The organism is Candidatus Paralachnospira sp. LCP21S3_A2, from assembly GCF_052118925.1.
In the GTDB taxonomy this organism is placed as follows: Bacteria; Bacillota; Clostridia; order Lachnospirales; family Lachnospiraceae; genus Lientehia.
The window spans coordinates 291,597-309,888 of the sequence record NZ_JBQKGG010000001.1 but is presented as its reverse complement, the minus strand read 5'-3'; the positions used below and the strand labels follow the sequence as shown (position 1 = coordinate 309,888).

Annotated in this window: 16 protein-coding genes and 1 pseudogene; all 17 read left to right on the top strand. The window is 50.0% G+C overall.

Features of this window, described 5'->3' with window-relative positions; all coding sequences use genetic code 11:
• The first annotated feature begins 10 nt into the window (after positions 1–10).
• Positions 11–1,381, top strand: a complete 1,371-nt coding sequence (locus ACTQ3K_RS01375) for a hemolysin family protein (RefSeq protein ID WP_441564987.1) — start codon at positions 11–13, stop codon at positions 1,379–1,381.
• A 90-nt stretch (positions 1,382–1,471) separates the two neighbouring features.
• Positions 1,472–2,200 carry a YebC/PmpR family DNA-binding transcriptional regulator gene (locus ACTQ3K_RS01370; RefSeq protein WP_441564985.1) on the top strand — a complete coding sequence of 243 codons (729 nt, stop codon included), beginning with the start codon at positions 1,472–1,474 and terminating at the stop codon, positions 2,198–2,200.
• Between the two features lie 118 nt (positions 2,201–2,318).
• Positions 2,319–3,773 (top strand): IMP dehydrogenase, encoded by a 1,455-nt coding sequence (gene guaB / locus ACTQ3K_RS01365; protein ID WP_441564983.1) that lies wholly within the window; start codon positions 2,319–2,321, stop codon positions 3,771–3,773.
• Positions 3,774–3,925: 152 nt separating this feature from the next.
• Positions 3,926–5,200: a diaminopimelate decarboxylase gene (locus tag ACTQ3K_RS01360; protein WP_441564981.1), complete on the top strand. Its 1,275-nt coding sequence runs from the start codon at positions 3,926–3,928 to the stop codon at positions 5,198–5,200.
• Entirely contained in the window at positions 5,188–5,922 is a 735-nt protein-coding gene (locus ACTQ3K_RS01355; RefSeq protein WP_441564979.1) for an HAD family hydrolase, read from the top strand. Before ACTQ3K_RS01360 ends, ACTQ3K_RS01355 begins: the two co-directional genes overlap by 13 nt.
• Positions 5,923–6,069: 147 nt before the next feature.
• Positions 6,070–7,332, top strand: coding sequence for an AI-2E family transporter (locus ACTQ3K_RS01350; RefSeq protein WP_441564977.1), 1,263 nt, complete (start codon positions 6,070–6,072; stop codon positions 7,330–7,332).
• Between the two features lie 49 nt (positions 7,333–7,381).
• Positions 7,382–8,257 (top strand): YARHG domain-containing protein, encoded by an 876-nt coding sequence (locus ACTQ3K_RS01345; protein ID WP_441564976.1) that lies wholly within the window; start codon positions 7,382–7,384, stop codon positions 8,255–8,257.
• A 24-nt stretch (positions 8,258–8,281) separates the two neighbouring features.
• Entirely contained in the window at positions 8,282–9,289 is a 1,008-nt protein-coding gene (locus ACTQ3K_RS01340) for a hypothetical protein (protein WP_441564974.1), read from the top strand.
• A gap of 24 nt (positions 9,290–9,313) precedes the next feature.
• A complete protein-coding gene (locus tag ACTQ3K_RS01335) occupies positions 9,314–10,273 on the top strand; it encodes an FHA domain-containing protein (RefSeq protein ID WP_441564972.1) in 960 nt (319 codons plus the stop codon).
• Between the two features lie 67 nt (positions 10,274–10,340).
• Positions 10,341–11,297: a zinc-ribbon domain-containing protein gene (locus ACTQ3K_RS01330; RefSeq protein WP_441564970.1), complete on the top strand. Its 957-nt coding sequence runs from the start codon at positions 10,341–10,343 to the stop codon at positions 11,295–11,297.
• A gap of 20 nt (positions 11,298–11,317) precedes the next feature.
• Entirely contained in the window at positions 11,318–12,505 is a 1,188-nt protein-coding gene (locus ACTQ3K_RS01325; RefSeq protein ID WP_441564968.1) for a hypothetical protein, read from the top strand.
• A gap of 368 nt (positions 12,506–12,873) precedes the next feature.
• On the top strand, positions 12,874–13,761 hold the full coding sequence (locus ACTQ3K_RS01320) for a sulfide/dihydroorotate dehydrogenase-like FAD/NAD-binding protein (protein ID WP_441564966.1): 888 nt from the start codon (positions 12,874–12,876) through the stop codon (positions 13,759–13,761).
• Positions 13,761–15,143, top strand: a complete 1,383-nt coding sequence (gltA, locus tag ACTQ3K_RS01315; protein WP_441564964.1) for an NADPH-dependent glutamate synthase — start codon at positions 13,761–13,763, stop codon at positions 15,141–15,143. The genes ACTQ3K_RS01320 and gltA overlap by 1 nt, the downstream gene beginning before the upstream one ends.
• 9 nt (positions 15,144–15,152) lie before the next feature.
• A complete protein-coding gene (locus tag ACTQ3K_RS01310) occupies positions 15,153–15,458 on the top strand; it encodes a Dabb family protein (protein ID WP_441564962.1) in 306 nt (101 codons plus the stop codon).
• 184 nt (positions 15,459–15,642) lie between these two features.
• Positions 15,643–16,332, top strand: coding sequence for an L-ribulose-5-phosphate 4-epimerase (gene araD / locus ACTQ3K_RS01305; protein WP_441564960.1), 690 nt, complete (start codon positions 15,643–15,645; stop codon positions 16,330–16,332).
• Positions 16,333–16,483: 151 nt separating this feature from the next.
• Positions 16,484–17,956 (top strand): spore germination protein, encoded by a 1,473-nt coding sequence (locus tag ACTQ3K_RS01300; RefSeq protein WP_441564958.1) that lies wholly within the window; start codon positions 16,484–16,486, stop codon positions 17,954–17,956.
• Between the two features lie 102 nt (positions 17,957–18,058).
• Positions 18,059–18,268, top strand: a pseudogene (locus tag ACTQ3K_RS01295) (FeoA family protein); the annotation flags it as partial.
• Between the last annotated feature and the right edge of the window lie 24 nt (positions 18,269–18,292).

Here is an 18,292-nt window from a genome sequence, read left to right as displayed (position 1 = left end):
TGAAAAAGCTATGGGGGATGTACCCCGAAGTATGTTACTGCTGGCCGGGATCCTTTTGATCGAGATCCTGTTCTACGGATTCGGTGCAGCGATCCAGGAGCTGGGAAGCAGTGAACTTTCCAGAAGAAAGGAAGAGGGAGACCGGCGGGCGGCCGGGATCTTAAAGATCCTGGAAAAGCCCTTTTCCTATGCAGGAGTGGTTCAGGCCGTGTCGGGAGTGGGCGGTCTGATCAACGGAGCCGTTTTGTTAAAGACGGCGGAGCGCCTGCTGTTACATAGTTTTTCAAACAAGCAGATCCCGGCAGGTATTCTGACCGGGATAACGGTCGTTTTGGCAGCAGTTCTTCTGCTTACGGTCTTTTTGTCCGTCGGCGTGGCACTTCCGAAACGGCTGGCGGCCCATGCGCCGGAGGCCTGGGCATACCGGCTGTATCCGGCGATCCGGGTATTATCTCTGCTATTTTATCCTCTGGTCTGTCTGGTGAGCGGCGTATCGGCGATTCTTGCGCGTCTGTTCGGTGTCCGTCCCGGTGAAGATGCGGACAGCGTGACTGAGGAAGACATCATGTCCATGGTCAACGAGGGCCATGAGCAGGGGGTCATCAAGGCCGATGAAGCGGAAATGATCACCAATATCTTTGAATTTGACGATAAAGAGGCCGGAGATATTATGACCCATCGGACCAGCATTCAGGCGCTGTCGGCGGATCTGACCCTGGACGAGGCGGTAACGGAAATGCTTTCCGGGAAAAATTCAAGATATCCGGTGTACCGGGAGACCCTGGACGATGTGATCGGGATTCTGCATTTAAAGGATGCTGTGCTCTGGCAGAAGCAGAGGCAGGCCGGAGACAAAACACTTTCGGAGCTTTCCGGACTTCTGCGCACCGCCCGGTTTATTCCGGAAACAAGAAATGTGCGGAAGCTGTTCCAGGTCATGCAGGCATCGAAGCTTCAGATGGTTCTTGTGGTGGATGAATACGGCCAGGTGGCGGGGCTCATCACCATGGAGGATATTCTGGAGGAGATCGTGGGTGATATCCTGGACGAGTATGATGTGGAAGAACGCATGATCCAGCCATCAAAGAACGGGTATCTCATGCGCGGCATGACACCGCTGGAGGATGCCGAGGAGATCCTTGGGATTTCCTTTGGAGACGAGGAGTATGATACGGTCAACGGGTTTCTGATCTCCAGGCTGGACCGGATCCCAGGCGACGGGGAGCGCCCGGTGATCCGGTACGATGGCTGGAGGTTTTCGGTCCTTCGGGTAAAGCATAAGATCATTGATCTGGTACGGGTCGAGCGGACCGGGGAACAGGAGACCGGAGCAGAAGCCGGGGAAGAACAGAAAACGGACAGAATATCAGATGGAAAATAATACTTGCAAGAACAAAAAAAAACTGTTAAGATTATAATTTAGGTGACTATTTTGAATTAAAATACAAAAACGAAAAAGGAGAGGTTCAGAATGTCAGGACATTCCAAATTTGCGAATATCAAACATAAAAAAGAAAAAAATGATGCGGCAAAGGGAAAAATCTTTACCGTCATTGGCCGTGAGATCGCCGTAGCTGTAAAAGAGGGCGGCGCTGATCCCGCAAACAACAGCAAGCTCCGTGATGTGATCGCCAAGGCAAAGGCCAACAACATGCCGAATGATACGATTGACCGCGGAATCAAGAAGGCAGCCGGAGATGCAAACTCTGTAAACTATGAATCGGTCACATACGAAGGCTACGGTCCCAACGGAACCGCAATCATTGTAGATACGCTGACGGATAACCGCAACCGTACTGCATCCAATGTCCGCAATGCGTTTACCAAGGGCGGCGGAAACGTGGGGACTACCGGCTGTGTATCCTTCATGTTCGACAAGAAAGGCCAGATCATCGTTGATAAGGAAGAATGTGAAATGGATCCCGATGATCTGATGATGACGGCGCTGGATGCCGGAGCAGAGGATTTCTCCGAGGAGGACGACTGCTATGAAATTACCACCGATCCCGATGAGTTCAGCCAGGTACGCGAAACGCTGGAAAAAGAGGGAATCCCCATGGCAAGCGCCGAGGTGACCATGATCCCTCAGACCTATGTGACCCTCAGCGATGAGCAGGATATCAAGATGATGAACCGGATCCTGGATATGCTGGACGAGGATGATGACGTTCAGGAAGTATATCACAACTGGGATGAATAACAGAAAGGATTCCACTCCCTGTGGCAGGGAAAAGGGTTTGACAGCAGGGCAGTTTTTTGTTATTGTAATTAACAATTCAATATAGTTTTGCAGCAGGAGGAAGAAAGGAGACAAAAACATGGGCAAGATAATCGGTGAAGGCATTACCTTTGATGATGTGCTGCTGGTTCCGGCATATTCTGAGGTAACACCGAATATGGTGGATCTTTCTACCAATCTGACGAAAACCATCAGACTGAACATTCCGATGATGAGCGCCGGAATGGATACTGTTACAGAGCACCGCATGGCCATTGCCATGGCAAGACAGGGAGGTATCGGTATCATCCATAAGAATATGTCTATCGAGGCACAGGCTGAGGAGGTAGACAAGGTAAAGCGTTCGGAAAACGGGGTTATTACCGATCCCTTCTATTTATCTCCTGAACATACTCTGGCAGATGCCAACGACCTGATGGCGAAGTTCCGGATCTCCGGTGTTCCTATCACCGAGGGCAGAAAGCTGGTCGGTATCATCACAAACCGTGATTTAAAGTTCGAGACAGACTTCACAAAGAAGATCAAGGATTCCATGACCTCTGAGGGTCTTGTGACCGCGCCCGAGGGAATTACCCTGGAGGAAGCAAAGAAGATCCTTGCCAAGGCAAGAAAAGAGAAGCTTCCCATCGTGGACAAGGATTTTAATTTAAAGGGCCTGATCACCATTAAGGATATTGAGAAGCAGATTAAATATCCGCTGTCCGCAAAGGACGCACAGGGCCGCCTGCTCTGCGGCGCTGCGGTCGGAATCACCGCCAATATGTTAGAGCGTGTGGACGCGCTGGTACAGGCGAAGGTTGACTGTATTGTTGTGGATTCGGCGCACGGACATTCCTTAAACATTCTGAATGCAGTCCGTGATATTAAGGCAAATTATCCGGATCTTCCGGTTATTGCCGGAAACGTGGCGACCGGTGCTGCAACCAAGGCACTGATCGAAGCAGGTGTTGATGCCGTTAAGGTAGGAATCGGCCCCGGATCCATCTGTACAACCCGTGTGGTAGCCGGAATCGGTGTTCCGCAGATTACTGCCATCATGAACTGCTACGCTGTCGCAAAGGAATACGGAATTCCGATCATCGCCGATGGCGGTATTAAATACTCCGGAGACATGACGAAGGCGATTGCTGCCGGAGGAAGCGTCTGCATGATGGGCAGCATGTTTGCAGGCTGTGACGAAAGCCCGGGAACCTTTGAACTGTTCCAGGGAAGAAAATATAAGGTATACCGCGGCATGGGATCCATTGCAGCCATGGAAAACGGCAGCAAGGACCGTTACTTCCAGACAGGAGCCAAGAAGCTGGTTCCCGAAGGTGTAGAAGGCCGTGTGGCATATAAGGGAAGCGTTGAGGATACCGTATTCCAGCTGGTAGGCGGAATCCGCTCCGGTATGGGTTACTGCGGCGCAAAGGATATCCCGACCCTGATGGAAAAGGCTGAATTTGTAAAGATTTCCGCTGCCTCCTTAAAGGAGAGCCATCCCCATGATATCCATATTACAAAAGAAGCACCCAACTACAGTGTGGACGAATAAAGATGTTCGGGCCGCTGCCGGGAAACCGGCGGCGGCTTTTGTATAACAGAAAAGGGATCCGTTTAGAGTGATTCTGATAATCATTGACCTTTTTACCCGGCTATGGTATGCTGAAACAGACTTACGAGAACCGAAAGGAGCAGAGTACATCCATGAAAAAAGAACCTTTTGTAACCTTAGGGCAGTTAAAAGAAATCGATAAAACCTATCCGACTCCTTACCATCTGTATGATGAAAAGGGAATCCGTGAAAATGCCAGACGCGTAAAGGAAGCGTTTTCCTGGAACAAGGGCTTTCGTGAATATTTTGCGGTAAAGGCAACGCCCAATCCGTTCCTGATCAATATCCTGAAGGAATACGGCTGTGGATGTGACTGTTCTTCCTTAACAGAGCTGATGCTGGCAGACGCTCTGGGCTTTGACGGAGAGGGAATCATGTTCTCCTCCAATGCCACTCCGGCAGAGGAATTCCAGTTTGCGAGAAAAGTAAATGCAACCATCAACTTAGATGATTTTACCCATATTGATTTTCTGGAAAAATGTGCGGGGATCCCCGAGACCATCAGCTGCCGTTATAATCCCGGCGGTGTGTTCAAGATGAGCAACGGAATTATGGACAACCCCGGTGATGCCAAGTACGGCTTTACCCATGAGCAGATTCTGGAGGGCTTTAAGATCCTGCGGGACAAGGGTGTAAAGCGCTTCGGTCTTCATGCGTTCTTAGCCAGCAACACGGTGACAAATGAGTATTATCCGGCTCTTTCCAAAGTACTGTTTGAGCTGGCTGTGGAAATTAAAGAAAAGCTTGGGATCAGAGTAAGCTTTATCAACCTGTCCGGCGGCGTGGGAATTCCGTACCGTCCTGAGCAGGAGCCCAATGACATCATGGTCATCGGTGATGGTGTAAGAAAGGTTTATGAAGAGGTGCTTGCTCCTGCCGGACTGGACGATATTTCCATTTATACCGAGATGGGGCGGTTTATGATGGGCCCTTACGGATGTCTGGTAACAAAGGCAATCCATCAGAAGCATATCTATAAAGAGTACATTGGCTGCGATGCCTGTGCAGCAAACCTGATGCGTCCGGCCATCTACGGTGCATACCATCATATCACCGTTATGGGAAAGGACAACAGTGTCTGCGACCATAAGTACGATGTGACCGGCTCCTTATGTGAGAACAGCGATAAATTCGCAGTGGACCGGATGCTTCCCAAGGTAGATGTGGGAGATTTCCTGGTGATCCATGATACCGGCGCTCACGGCTATTCCATGGGCTATAACTATAACGGAAAGCTTCGTTCGGCAGAGCTGTTATTAAAAGAGGACGGAAGTGTTCAGATGATCCGCCGTGCCGAGACACCGAAGGATTACTTTGCAACCTTTGATTTCTGTGACATCTTAAAGGATATGAAATGGCAGGCGTAGGAGAGAGCCGTATGGATACGGTGCTCTTTGACCTGGACGGAACCCTGCTTCCCATGGATCAGGATGCCTTTTTAAAGTGCTATATGGCAGCTCTGGCGGAAACCTTCGGACCGCAGGGATACGATCCGAAGGCACTGGTCGGAGCAGTCTGGAAGGGAACGGAGGCCATGGTACAAAATGACGGGACCATGACCAACCGGGAACGGTTCTGGAGCAGTTTTTCGGAGGCCATGGGTGAGGACATGCTTCCGAAGGAGGATTATTTCACCGAGTTTTATAAAAATCAGTTCGGACAGGCAAAAGCAGCCACCGGTGTCCAGGCGCTTGCGGCAAAGGCAGTGAAACTGTTAAAACAAAAGGGCTATGAGGTGATCCTGGCGACCAATCCGTTATTTCCGTCCGTGGCGACAAAGCGGCGCATGAAGTGGGCGGGGCTTGATCCGGAGGATTTTTCGATGGTAACCACCTATGAAGCAGAAACCTACTGTAAACCGAACCTGGACTATTACCGGTCGATTTTGAAACGGTTTGGAAAGAAGCCGGAGCAGTGCATGATGGTGGGCAACGATGTGGACGAGGATATGTGCACGGCTGCCCTTGGCATGAACGGCTATCTGATCACGGACTGCCTGCTGAACCGCCATGAGAAGCCGCTGGAAGGATTCCTGTGCGGGACGTTCCCGGAGTTTTATGAGTATGTAACGCAGCTTCCGGTGATTTAAAGCTTGCGGGAAATCAGGTTCTGTGAAGAATGCGGGAGATGTTAAAAGGGGAAAATCCGCCGGGAAGCCGGCGGGTTTCCCGTATTTTACAGGAAAGTGCGTCCTGTAAAATAAAAAGTTACGGAACAGACCGGAAAGGAGACGGGGATGGAACAAGAACGAAAGGAAGAGGAGAGCAGGCTGGCCGAAGCACGCAGCGGCATGAAAAAATACATGTCCATGGGGCTGATGGCATTTCTTGTCATTGCGGCAAGTATTCTGTTTTTCCTGTTTATTTATAAAATTGATAAAGTGATCAGCGGGATCAAGATGGTTCTGAAGATTCTGGAGCCCATCGTGTTCGGCTTCCTGATTGCCTACATCATGTATCCCATGACGAAGTTTTTTGAAAATGCACTGAAAAATCCTCTTGAAAAGCTGGTAAAAAATCCGGAGCGGGAGGCAAAGCTGCGAAAGGGGCTTGGAATTTTTCTGGCGCTGGTGGTATGGGTCGCTATCGTTGCCGTTTTAATGGTCATGGTTATCCCGGAGCTTTATACCAATATCCGAAATATGGTGGTGACACTGCCGGGCGAGATCCAGGCGACGGCGTCCTGGCTGACAACATTTTTGGAGAGCAAGGGAATTGAGGCCGACATGGTTCAGAATATCAGTGAAAAAGCACTGAATGCGCTCCAGACCTGGATCCAGAGCGGATTTTTAAAGGATTTCAATGTGCTGTTCGGTCGGCTTACCAACGGCATTATCAGCTTTTTCAGTACAACACTGAATATTGTCATCGGCGTGGTTGTTGCGATCTATGTGCTAAATGGACGGAAAACCTTTAAGCGCCAGTCCAAGCAGATCATTTACGCCGTGTTTTCCAGAAAGCATGCGGTGGCAGTCATTGACACGCTGCGGGACAGCAACGAGATCTTTGGCGGTTTCATCGCCGGAAAGCTGGTCGATTCTCTGATCATCGGGATTCTCTGTTTTCTGGTGCTGTCGATCCTGCGTATGCCTTATACAGTGCTGGTAAGCGTGATTGTCGGCGTCACCAATGTGATTCCTTTTTTCGGCCCGTATCTGGGAGCCATTCCCAGTGCGATCCTGATTTTGCTGGCCAGTCCGACCAAGGGTCTGATCTTCATTGTGTTTATTATTATTCTTCAGCAGTTTGACGGGAACATTCTGGGACCGAAGATTCTTGGCCAGTCCACAGGCTTGACGGCGTTCTGGGTTGTGTTTTCAATCCTGTTCTTCGGAGGCCTGTTCGGGATTATTGGCATGCTGATCGGTGTTCCGTTATTTGCTGTAATCTATCGGATCATCGGAAACATTGTGAAATACCGGCTGAACCAGAAAGGCCTGACAGAAATGGCAAAAGAGGGAAATACTGAAAAATCAGCAGAAACTGACAGAAAAATCTGATGCAGGCCTGCTCGGTTTATGGTAAAATAAGAGGAGGCGGAGGTAGCGTATGTTTTGTGAAGAATGTGGGAAAAAGCTTCCGGAGGGTGCAAGGTTCTGTGAAAACTGCGGTGCACCGGTACATCCGGAGGAAACCGTGGACTATGTACCGGAGGAAGCATACAGAGAAAGCCAGCCGGCAGCATGGCAGGAGCAGGGATATCGTGAGCAGGATCAGCGTTATGACTATGAGGGGCAGACGGATGATAGTCAGGTACCATATGGAGACGGGGGACCGGAATATCAGCAGGAACCGTACATGGAGAATCAGCCTGGAAATCCTTATGGCGCTTCTGGCAATCAGCTGTCCGGAAAGCAGAAAAACGGGAAAGGGTCTACGATTGTGATCGTGATCCTCAGTATTGTGACGGTATTACTTCTCGCTGCGTTAGTGGTTCTGGGAATATGGCATTTCGGAGGAAAAAAATCAGCAGATCCGAAAAAACAGACATGGGAAGCTGCTGCAGAAGAAACAACCACGGAGGAAGCTGCAGAAGAAACCTCCGAAACAGAAACATCCGGGCAGGAGAACAGAAAGCCTGAAAATCTTTACGTGGCACCTTCTGTTACCGCAGAGGAAAGCAGTCAGGAAACAACGGCCGGTGTGGCAGAGCAGGAATATATTTTACCGGACAGCAATACTGCCTATTTGACAGAGGCGGATCTTGCAGGGCTGACGAAAGAAGAACTGCGGCTTGCCAGAAACGAGCTGTATGCAAGACATGGAAGAAAATTCAAGGATGAAGGTCTGAACCAGTATTTTTCAGCAAAGTCCTGGTATCATCCGTCCATTGAACCGGACCAGTTCAACGAGAGTGTGTTCAATGAGTACGAGATCGCCAACAGGAAGCTGATTGCCGATTATGAGAAAAAGATGGGGTACTAAGGATCAGGAAGGAAGAACGACAGTATGGAACAGATACGGATTGCAGTGTATGATTCAGATGCTGCATATACAGAACGGTTTTGCGGATATATGGGGGAGGTGCCTGAACGGGCAGAGGTTTTTTACCCGGTGTATGAAAAGCAGGCGCTGGATGACATGATTGCCGGACGTCAGGTGGATGCAGTCCTTGTACCGGAGGAAAGCCGGAAGGAGTATCCTCCGTTTATCGGGGATATTCATGTGGGTTATTTTACCTCACAGCCGGATACCGCAGCGGGAAAGGTGTTCCGCTATCAGTCCAGAAGAAACCTGTTTCAGTCAATTGAGTTATTATTCTCCCAGGAGGATACAGCTGTGAAGATGGTCGTGTTCAGCGGAGCAGGTACTCACACAGGATGTTCTGCCGCAGCAGGCGCCTATGCAGTCCATCTGGCGGCCGGGGAGCAGAAGGTCCTTTATATCAATCTGAACAGCCTGGGCGATGGTACGATGATCTTTCAGGGCGGAAATCCCAGAGATCTTCAGACGCTCTTGGAGCATCTGATCCAGGGGGATGATCCGGAACCGCTGTTTGCATCGATCCTGAACCGTGATGTAAGCGGGGTCTATTTCTTTGATAATGCCAGGATTCCGGCAGGGCTTATGGATGTCGGTGAGGAAACGGCAAAGAGCCTGTTTCGGAAGCTGATCGATGACGGAGAGTTTCGCTACCTTGTGGTGGAGGCAGACTTTGTGCCGACCCATACGGTACTTGCCGCCTGGGAGTGTGCAGACCGCGTGGTGCTTGTCAGCGACGGAACGGCGGCAGCAAACCGGAAATTACAGAAGATCCGCGTACTTCAGGAAGAAAAAGAGCTGGCAGCGGATAAAACGGTATGTTTGTATAACCGGTTCCAGAAACAGACGGGACGGAAGGTTGAAGATCCGGCATTACCCTGTGCCGGGTGTATGGAAGCCCTCCCTCCTGCGGGAACGAGAGCCATTGTGGAAGCACTGGCCGGAAACCCCGTGTGGAACGAGCTTCTCAGGTAACAAGGAAGGGAGCAGAAGGGATAAATGGACAGAATAGAACGACAGGTGGAGACGACCTTTGACGGAATCACCTATCAGATGCTTTTATGTAATGAAATCGAAGGGCTTTTCCGGTTGGAGCTGGACACAGAGGCCGGAGAGGCCAGTTATAATACAGACGGGTTCACGCCTCTTGACCAGATTTTTCCGGGTGATATGCCCAAAAAGGCGGCGGCACAGGTGATCCGCAGTCTGTTAAATGTATGGGTCCATCTGGATGACTACATGATCCCGCGCAATGAGCTGCTTATGAGTATGTCCGACGTCTATGTCAATGACGAGACCGGAGAGATCCGCTGGCTCTGCGGACTCCAGAAGGATTCCAGAAGTGCGGTGGAAAAGCTGCGTCTTCTGATGACTGAGCTTTTGACGGTCATGCAGGGAAATCCGGCACAGAATCAGGAAAACATGAGAATGCTTCTCAACTATGTAAAAGGCGTGAAGCGTGAAACACTGGATCAGTGCAAGGCCATGGCAGATACGTTGCTTTTGCAGGACATTGCAGCAGATTCCATTGAAGCGGCAGCCGCCGAAGAACCGGAGTTTTACGGAGCAGAGCCGGAGGAGCTTGAAGAGCCGGAAACTTCCGGGGAAACCAAAAAGGATGACGGACTGGATATTATGCTTCCCGATGCCTTTGACGCACCGGATGAGGTGGCATATATCATTCAGCTTCGAACCGGTGATGAGATGGCTATCGTTCTGGATGAAACGCTGCTTGGAAAGAGCCAGGATGCGGACTTCTGTATTCCGGACAATCCGGCAGTGAGCCGCCATCATGCCAGTATTTTGATGGACGGAGGCGAGTATTATCTGGTGGATCACAATTCCACCAATGCTACCTATCTAAACGGTATGCGGCTGGATCCCGGCGATGAGTACCGGCTTTGCCACGGAGACGGGTTTGTCCTGGCAGATGAATCCTTTCAGTTTATGATCCGGTAGAAGAATCTGGAAGACAGAACGGAAGCTCCGGTGGATCAGAATATAAAACAAAAGAGGGAGGAAGAGTATGTATTGTAAGTATTGCGGAACCGAGAATGCAGACACATCGAAGTTTTGTAAGGAATGCGGAAAGCTGCTCCGGACGGAGGCACCGAAGCCGGAAGCGGCCGGAGAAGCCCTGGCGCCAGATCAGACGGCGAAAGAGGCCGCACAGGTAAGACCGGGACAGGAGGGGGTACAGCCCAATTTATGCAACCAGAATCCTTATGGACAGAATGTTGGCGGACAGGGTGGACCTCAATCCAATCCTTATCAGCAGAACAGCATTGGACAGAACGGTGCTCAGGTGAATTCACCTAATCAGAATCCATATAATCAGAATTCATACAATCAGAATTCATACAATCAGAATTCATACAATCAGAATCCATATAACCAGAATTCATACAATCAGAATCCATATAACCAGAATCCCTATAACCAGAAGCCGTACGGACAGGCGAATGCCGCTTCGGATGGTCATGGAATGGGAGTTCCGAAGAAAAAGAAGAGTAAGAAGCCGCTGGTTATCACACTTGTGATTGCAGTTCTGGTGGCAGTTATCGGTAGCTTTGTATTTCTTGGAATCCGTGCCGGGAGCACCTCTGCACCGATCAAGCAGTTTGAGCGCAGTATGAAGAGCGGAGACTGGGGAAAGCTGTACAGCAGTATTTACTGGGGCGAAGATATGGACAATTACCAGACAAAGTCAGAGTTCATCGATTCCATGGATGAATCGGTTTCTTCTCTGGTTGCCATGGTATCGACCTTTTCCGGTATGAAATTTGAGATACAGGACGAGGGACTGAGTTATACCGGAAGCGACGGACTTACAAGAAAAGATGTGACGGTGACTATGAAGGTGAGTATTTTTGGAACCGATCAGGAAGAGAACCTTGATCTCACTCTGGTAAAAGCAGGAAAGAAATTTGGAATGTTTCCCACCTGGAAGATTGATGCATCATCTATGGGAGAGTTTTTTTAAAACAAAAGGAGGATATGATTATGGCAAAGTTTTGTAGTCAGTGCGGAAGACCGCTGAAGGACGGTGAGGTATGCACCTGTCAGACGGGTGGAGCGCAGGCACCGGAGCAGGCGGCTGCACCGGAGCAAGTGAAGGAGGCCGGAGCGGCACAGACGCAGGGAAGCTCTTACGGAGCACCGAACGGCCAGGCGCAGGGACATCCTTACGGAGCATCGAACGGCCAGACGCAGGGACATCCTTACGGAGCACCGAACGGCCAGGCACAGGGAAATCCTTACGGAGCATCGAACGGCCAGGCACAGGGAAATCCTTACGGAGCATCGAACGGCCAGGCACAGGGAAATCCTTACGGAGCACCGAGCGGCCAGGCACAGGGACATCCTTACGGAGCACCGAACGGCCAGGCACAGGGGCATCCTTACGGAGCACCAAATGGTCAGGCACAGGGGCATCCTTATGGAGCACCAAATGGTCAGGCACAGGGACATCCTTATGGTCAGGCACCGTATGGACAGCCGGGTAATCAGCCTGGTCAGGCACCGAAAGCGCCCAGTGCTGCCGGTGTTTATATGAAAGGACTCTGGGGAACCATTCTGGATTCCTGGAAAAAACCGGCTGCAACCTTAAGTGAGATGACAAAAGCAGGAAAACCGGCTGTAATCTTCGGAGCACTGGGTGCACAGCTTTTGTTCTTCTGCCTGATTTTCATGTTCTTCGGAATTAAGGTAAACTCTGCTGTCTCAAGAGCGACCGGTGGCTATCTTTCTTATAAGGTTGTAAGTACACCCATGCTGTTTTTTGGTGCACTTCTTGGAGGTGCTGCAGTGCTTGCTGTATGGGGCGCATTGGCGATGGCCTTTGGTAAAAAACCCATGAGTTATATGCAGGGTCTTGGAGTTGCCGCAGCGAAGGCGCTGGCACAGCTTCCCTTTACTGCAGTGACTGCGCTGTTTGTCCTGATCTTCCCGCTGACCAGCGGTTACAGCGTCAATGGAGTTCCCTTTGCTCTGGCATTCCTGATCTACAGTGCCGGAAATCTGCTGTCCTATTTTTTTGTTCCGGCAGCAATGGATCCGTTCCTGCCAGAGGATAAGGATAAGCGAGTATGGAAACTGTTCCTTCTGTTCCTGCTGAACCTGATCGCAACCTATATCATCACGTTCATCTTCGGTCTGATGGTGGGCAGCAGCCTGGCAAGCCTGCTGTAAAGGGCATCAGAACAACCACTGCCCGGAAAAACTGAGTGGACAGACCGGCAGCAGGATTTGATGCGGAATAATTAAAAATTGAATTGAGAATTAACGAAAGCTGTTCTTTGTGCGGAGACGTATGGAGGGCAGCTTTTTGTTATGGAAATTTACGAATAAAAAAGATTGACCGGTATGGAAAAAAAGTAACCTTACATATGGAAAACCGAAAGATAAAGACAGATACGGAAATCTGTGAAAAAAAGAACAATTTCTGCGGATTTCATGGAATTTTCCGGTTGAAATCAAGGGGATAGAGTGTTAGAATAAACTGGATAGCATGTGCGAAAAATGTCGTCATGCGGCAGGAAAGGTAAGGAGGAAAAGACATGTTCAAGATTCTGAGAGCGGAACATCTGACAGAAAATATCATTCTGATGGATGTAGAAGCAAAGCGAGTAGCAAAGTCTTGTCTGCCTGGACAGTTTATTATTGTCAGACTGGATGAGAAGGGGGAAAGAATCCCGTTAACGATCACAGACTATGATAGAGAAAAGGGTACGGTTACGATCGTATTCCAGCCGATCGGCGCCTCTACCCATAAATTTGCGCAGTTAAAGGCCGGAGATTCCTTTATGGATTTCGTTGGTCCTCTGGGACATCCGTCCGAGCTCATCACAGATGATGTGGAAGAGACCAAGAAGAAAAAGATCTTATTTGTTGCCGGCGGTGTGGGAACAGCTCCCGTATATCCCCAGGTAAAATGGCTCCATGAGCATGGCATCGATGCAGATGTAATCGTTGGTGCAAAGACCAAGAGCCTGCTGATCATGGAAGAAGAGTTAAAGAAGGTTGCCGGAAATCTGTATATCACAACCGATGACGGAAGCTATGGCAGAAGCGGTATGGTAACCAAGGTGATCGAGGATCTCGTTGCAGAAGGAAAGCATTACGATGTATGTGTTGCCATCGGACCGATGATCATGATGAAATTCTGCTGCCTGACCACACAGAAGCTGGGAATCCCTACGATTGTCAGCATGAACCCGATCATGGTAGACGGTACCGGTATGTGCGGAGCCTGTCGTCTGACAGTAGGCGATGAAGTGAAGTTCGCCTGTGTAGACGGACCTGAGTTTGATGGCCATAAGATCAACTTTGATGAGGCAATGAAGCGTCAGGCTATGTATAAGACCGCTGAGGGAAGAGCACTTCTTGCATTCCAGGAGGGCGAGACTCATCATGGCGGATGCGGACAGTGCGGAGGTGACAAATAATGGAAGGATTAAAAAGAGTACCGGTAAGGGAGCAGGCTCCCCAGGTAAGAGCAGCCAACTTTGAAGAGGTTTGCTTGGGTTATAATAAAGAAGAAGCGATTGAAGAGGCAAAGCGCTGCTTACAGTGCAAAAAGCCCATGTGTTCTCAGGGATGTCCGGTATCCATTAATATCCCCGGATTTATCCATGAGATCGTAGAGGAGAATTTCGAGGCAGCATATCAGATCCTGTCCGAGTCCTCTTCCCTGCCTGCTGTATGCGGCCGTGTATGCCCGCAGGAGAGCCAGTGTGAGGGAAAATGTATCCGCGGCAAGAAGGGTGATCCGGTTGCCATCGGCAAGCTGGAGCGTTTCGTAGCTGACTGGGCAAGAGAAAACGGAATCAAGCCCAAGAAGGCAGAGAAGTCAAACGGAAAGAAAGTCGCTGTTATCGGTTCCGGTCCGTCCGGACTTTCCTGTGCAGGCGACCTGGCAAAGCTTGGCTATGAAGTGACGATCTTCGAGGCACTCCATGAGGCAGGCGGCGTGCTTACATACGGAATTCCGGAATTCCGTCTTCCCAAGGACAAGGTTGTAAAGCCTGAGGTTGAAAATGTTCAGTCTCTCGGTGTAACCATTGAGAAGGATGTTATCGTCGGCAAGTCCGTAACCATTGACGAGCTGTTAAATGAAGAAGGCTTTGATGCCGTATTCATCGGTTCCGGTGCCGGTCTCCCGATGTTCATGGGAATCCCCGGAGAGAACGCAAACGGCGTATTCTCCGCAAACGAGTACCTGACAAGAAGCAACCTGATGAAAGCAAGACTGGATGACTATGCAACTCCCATGCCGGAGAGCAAGAAGGCAGTCATCGTCGGCGGAGGAAACGTGGCAATGGATGCTGCAAGAACCGCGCTCCGTCTTGGTGCTGAGACTCATATCGTATACAGAAGAAGTGAAGCGGAGCTTCCTGCAAGAGCAGAGGAAGTTCATCATGCAAAAGAAGAAGGAATTATCTTCGATCTTCTGACCAACCCGGTTGAGATCCTCGCAGATGACAAGGGCTGGGTAAGAGCAGTACGCTGCGTAAAGATGGAGCTGGGCGAGCCCGATGCTTCCGGAAGACGTCGTCCTGTACCGATTGAAGGCTCCGAGTTCGAGATTGAGTGTGATGCAGTGATCATGTCCCTCGGTACTTCTCCGAACCCGCTGATCTCCTCTACCACAAAGGGTCTTGAGATCAATAAGAAGAAATGTATCGTTGCTGAGGCAGATACCGGTAAGACAAGCAAAGACGGCGTTTACGCCGGTGGCGATGCCGTAACCGGTGCAGCGACCGTAATCCTGGCGATGGAAGCAGGCCGTGCCGGTGCAAAGGGAATTCATGAATTCCTGTCCAAATAAGGAGGAACTATGGTTAAGCATATCGTAAGCTGGAAATTTAAGCCCGAGGTAACCGAAGAGCAGAGAACAGCCATTGCGGCTGATTTTGAAAAGCGTCTGTTAGAGGTAAAGAAAGCAGCAGCCGGAGTGATTGATGTAAAGGTGATCGCACCGCCTCTGCCGACAAGCTCTGTGGATCTTGTTCTTGACGGAACCTTTGAGACAGCAGAAGCTCTGGCGGCATATCAGGTACATCCCGGTCATGTAGAAGCGGTCGGAGCCTGTGTGAAACCGTATTTGACAGACCGTACCTGCTGTGACTACGAAGTATTATAACCATATGAAACGGAACCTGTGCTTATCAGGTTCCGTTAAGGCGCTCCCGATTATGGAGGCGCCTTTTGTAACAGAAAATCTCGGGGGAGTTTTCTGTTATACAAAGAATATGAATATGTAAGAACATATTTTTCAGGGGAATGAATAAAAAACAAATGGATATAAAACGAAAGGAGAAGAAAGTATGTTAGAACAGTTAAAGGAAGAGGTTTACCGCGCCAATATGGAGCTGCCGGCTCACGGCCTGGTGGTTTATACCTGGGGAAATGTAAGTGCCATCGACCGGGAAAGCGGTCTGGTAGTGATTAAGCCCAGCGGCGTAAACTATGCAACCATGAAGCCCGAAGATATGGTAGTTGTGGATCTGGATGGAAAGGTTGTGGAAGGAAAGCTCCGCCCGTCATCGGATACACCGACCCACGTGGAGCTTTACAAGGCCTTCGAGGGCATCGGCGGTGTGGTTCATACCCATTCTGCATGGGCGACCTCCTGGGCACAGGCCGGAAGAGGCATTCCCTGCTACGGAACGACTCATGCCGATTATTTTTACGGAGAGATCCCCTGTGCCAGGGTTCTGACACCGGAAGAGGTGGAGGAAGCTTATGAGAAGAATACCGGAAAGGTGATCATCGAGGCATTTGAGGGCCGCGATCCGTTATCCTGCCCCGGTGTGCTCTGCACCAGCCATGGACCATTTACCTGGGGAAAAAATGCAGCGGAGGCTGTTCATAATGCAGTTGTCCTGGATGAGGTTGCCAAGATGGCGGCACAGACGGAGATGATCAATCCCAAGATCCGTCCGGCGGTTCAGTATGTTCAGGATAAGCATTATTACCGCAAGCATGGTGCAAACGCATACTACGGTCAGAAGTAAGCATTTACGGAAAACGAAAGCAGGCCGGATAAGACCGAAAATAAAAGCAGGCCGGATAGGCTGAAAACGAAATGAAGGCGGCAGGCTTGCCGGAATAAAGAAACTCCTCTTTGCAGATACTAGGAAAAACTGCAGAGAGGAGTTTTTTTTGATGGAGGATCACAAAAGCCCTTATGGGAAAAACGGAGCAGGATCGCAGAAAGAGTCGAAGCGTCTTTCTCAGAGTCTGGAAGAAAACAGGAGCTGGTTTCATAAACTGTTACGGGTGGATCAGAATTTTGATGTAATCTGCCGCAGCATTACCATCGGAGGACGGCAGGCGTGTGTTTATCTGATTGACGGCTTCACCGAAAATTCAGTTCTTCAGCGTGTGCTGCAGTATCTGGGAAGCGTGGAAGCAGATAGGATGCCGGGAACAGCAGAGGCGTTTGCAAAACGGCACCTTCCCTATGGTCAGGTTGGTGTTCTGCAGGACACGGAGCAGATCATAACGCAGCTCCTGATGGGAATCACGGTTCTGATCATAGACGGCTATGATTCGGCTTTTACGATGGACTGCCGCGATTATCCGGCAAGGAGCGTGGAGGAGCCCGGAAAGGAGAAGGTGCTCCGTGGCTCCAGAGACGGGTTTGTTGAGACGCTGACCCTGAATACAGCAATGATCCGGCGGCGGATCCGAGACCCGAAGCTGACGGTGGAGATCACCCAGGCAGGGAAGACCTCCCATACCGACATTGCCATTTGCTATATGAAAGGGAGAGTCGATGAAGCACTGCTCTGTCAGATCAAGGAGCGGATCGGCGGGATCCGGGCAGATGCACTGACCATGAACCAGGAAAGTCTGGCAGAATGTATTTATCCTCACAAATGGTATAATCCTTTTCCGAAATTTAAATATTCGGAGCGGCCGGATACTGCGGCTGCGCATCTGCTGGAGGGAAACATCATTATTCTGGTGGATACCTCACCGGCGGCTATGATCCTGCCATCTTCGATGTTTGACATTATCGAGGAGGCGGATGACTTTTATTTTCCGCCGCTGACCGGAACATACCTGCGTTTGTCCCGTATGACCATCTCTGTACTTGGTGTATTTCTGACTCCCATATGGCTGCTGCTCATGCAGAATCCGGACTGGATCCCGAATTCTCTGGAATTCATTAAGGTACGGGACACGGTGAATGTTCCGTTGATCTGGCAGCTCCTGATCCTGGAATTTTCCATTGACGGTCTGCGCCTGGCCGCACTCAACACGCCAAGCATGCTCAGTACGCCGTTAAGCGTTATTGCGGCGCTGGTGGTTGGAGAGTTCGCTGCAAACTCAGGCTGGTTTAATTCGGAAACGATGCTTTACATGGCCTTTGTAGCATTATCCAATTATACCCAGTCCAGCTTTGAGCTTGGCTATGCATTAAAATTCATGCGTCTGCTCCTGCTGGTTCTGACTGCGGCGCTGGACCTCTGGGGGTTTCTCATCGGAACACTGATATTCATCTGTTCGATCGTATTTAATAAGACTATTTCAGGAAAAAGCTATATTTATCCGCTGATCCCGTTCAGTCTGAAGGAGCTGAAGCGGCGTCTTTTCCGGGCAAGACTGACACCGAATGAACGGGAAAGCTGATGTCCGAAAGACCAAATGAGAATCAGTCTCAACAGTTATTGACAAACATTATCAACTAAAATACAATAATATCATTATAATATGCTTCAGCAGGAGGAAACCATGACATTAACAGAAGGAAACATCGGAGGGGTTTATCTGGTGACGGGAATGAAATTACAGGAATCCATTACCAGACGGCTGGAAGCCCTTGGTATGAATGAAAAAACGAAGCTGACCATTCTGGAAAAGAAAAAGAAGGGAGCTTCGATCATCCGGCTCCGCGGTACAAGGCTGGCGCTCGGGCGTCCGATCACGGATGGAATTCTTGTAATTCCCCAATCGGAAGGGAACGAA

Coding starts and splice junctions, on each gene's coding strand:
- ACTQ3K_RS01375 (WP_441564987.1), top strand. CDS start 11: ATGGGGGATGTACCCCGAAGTATGTTACTGCTGGCCGGGATCCTTTTG.
- ACTQ3K_RS01370 (WP_441564985.1), top strand. CDS start 1,472: ATGTCAGGACATTCCAAATTTGCGAATATCAAACATAAAAAAGAAAAA.
- guaB (WP_441564983.1), top strand. CDS start 2,319: ATGGGCAAGATAATCGGTGAAGGCATTACCTTTGATGATGTGCTGCTG.
- ACTQ3K_RS01360 (WP_441564981.1), top strand. CDS start 3,926: ATGAAAAAAGAACCTTTTGTAACCTTAGGGCAGTTAAAAGAAATCGAT.
- ACTQ3K_RS01355 (WP_441564979.1), top strand. CDS start 5,188: ATGGCAGGCGTAGGAGAGAGCCGTATGGATACGGTGCTCTTTGACCTG.
- ACTQ3K_RS01350 (WP_441564977.1), top strand. CDS start 6,070: ATGGAACAAGAACGAAAGGAAGAGGAGAGCAGGCTGGCCGAAGCACGC.
- ACTQ3K_RS01345 (WP_441564976.1), top strand. CDS start 7,382: ATGTTTTGTGAAGAATGTGGGAAAAAGCTTCCGGAGGGTGCAAGGTTC.
- ACTQ3K_RS01340 (WP_441564974.1), top strand. CDS start 8,282: ATGGAACAGATACGGATTGCAGTGTATGATTCAGATGCTGCATATACA.
- ACTQ3K_RS01335 (WP_441564972.1), top strand. CDS start 9,314: ATGGACAGAATAGAACGACAGGTGGAGACGACCTTTGACGGAATCACC.
- ACTQ3K_RS01330 (WP_441564970.1), top strand. CDS start 10,341: ATGTATTGTAAGTATTGCGGAACCGAGAATGCAGACACATCGAAGTTT.
- ACTQ3K_RS01325 (WP_441564968.1), top strand. CDS start 11,318: ATGGCAAAGTTTTGTAGTCAGTGCGGAAGACCGCTGAAGGACGGTGAG.
- ACTQ3K_RS01320 (WP_441564966.1), top strand. CDS start 12,874: ATGTTCAAGATTCTGAGAGCGGAACATCTGACAGAAAATATCATTCTG.
- gltA (WP_441564964.1), top strand. CDS start 13,761: ATGGAAGGATTAAAAAGAGTACCGGTAAGGGAGCAGGCTCCCCAGGTA.
- ACTQ3K_RS01310 (WP_441564962.1), top strand. CDS start 15,153: ATGGTTAAGCATATCGTAAGCTGGAAATTTAAGCCCGAGGTAACCGAA.
- araD (WP_441564960.1), top strand. CDS start 15,643: ATGTTAGAACAGTTAAAGGAAGAGGTTTACCGCGCCAATATGGAGCTG.
- ACTQ3K_RS01300 (WP_441564958.1), top strand. CDS start 16,484: ATGGAGGATCACAAAAGCCCTTATGGGAAAAACGGAGCAGGATCGCAG.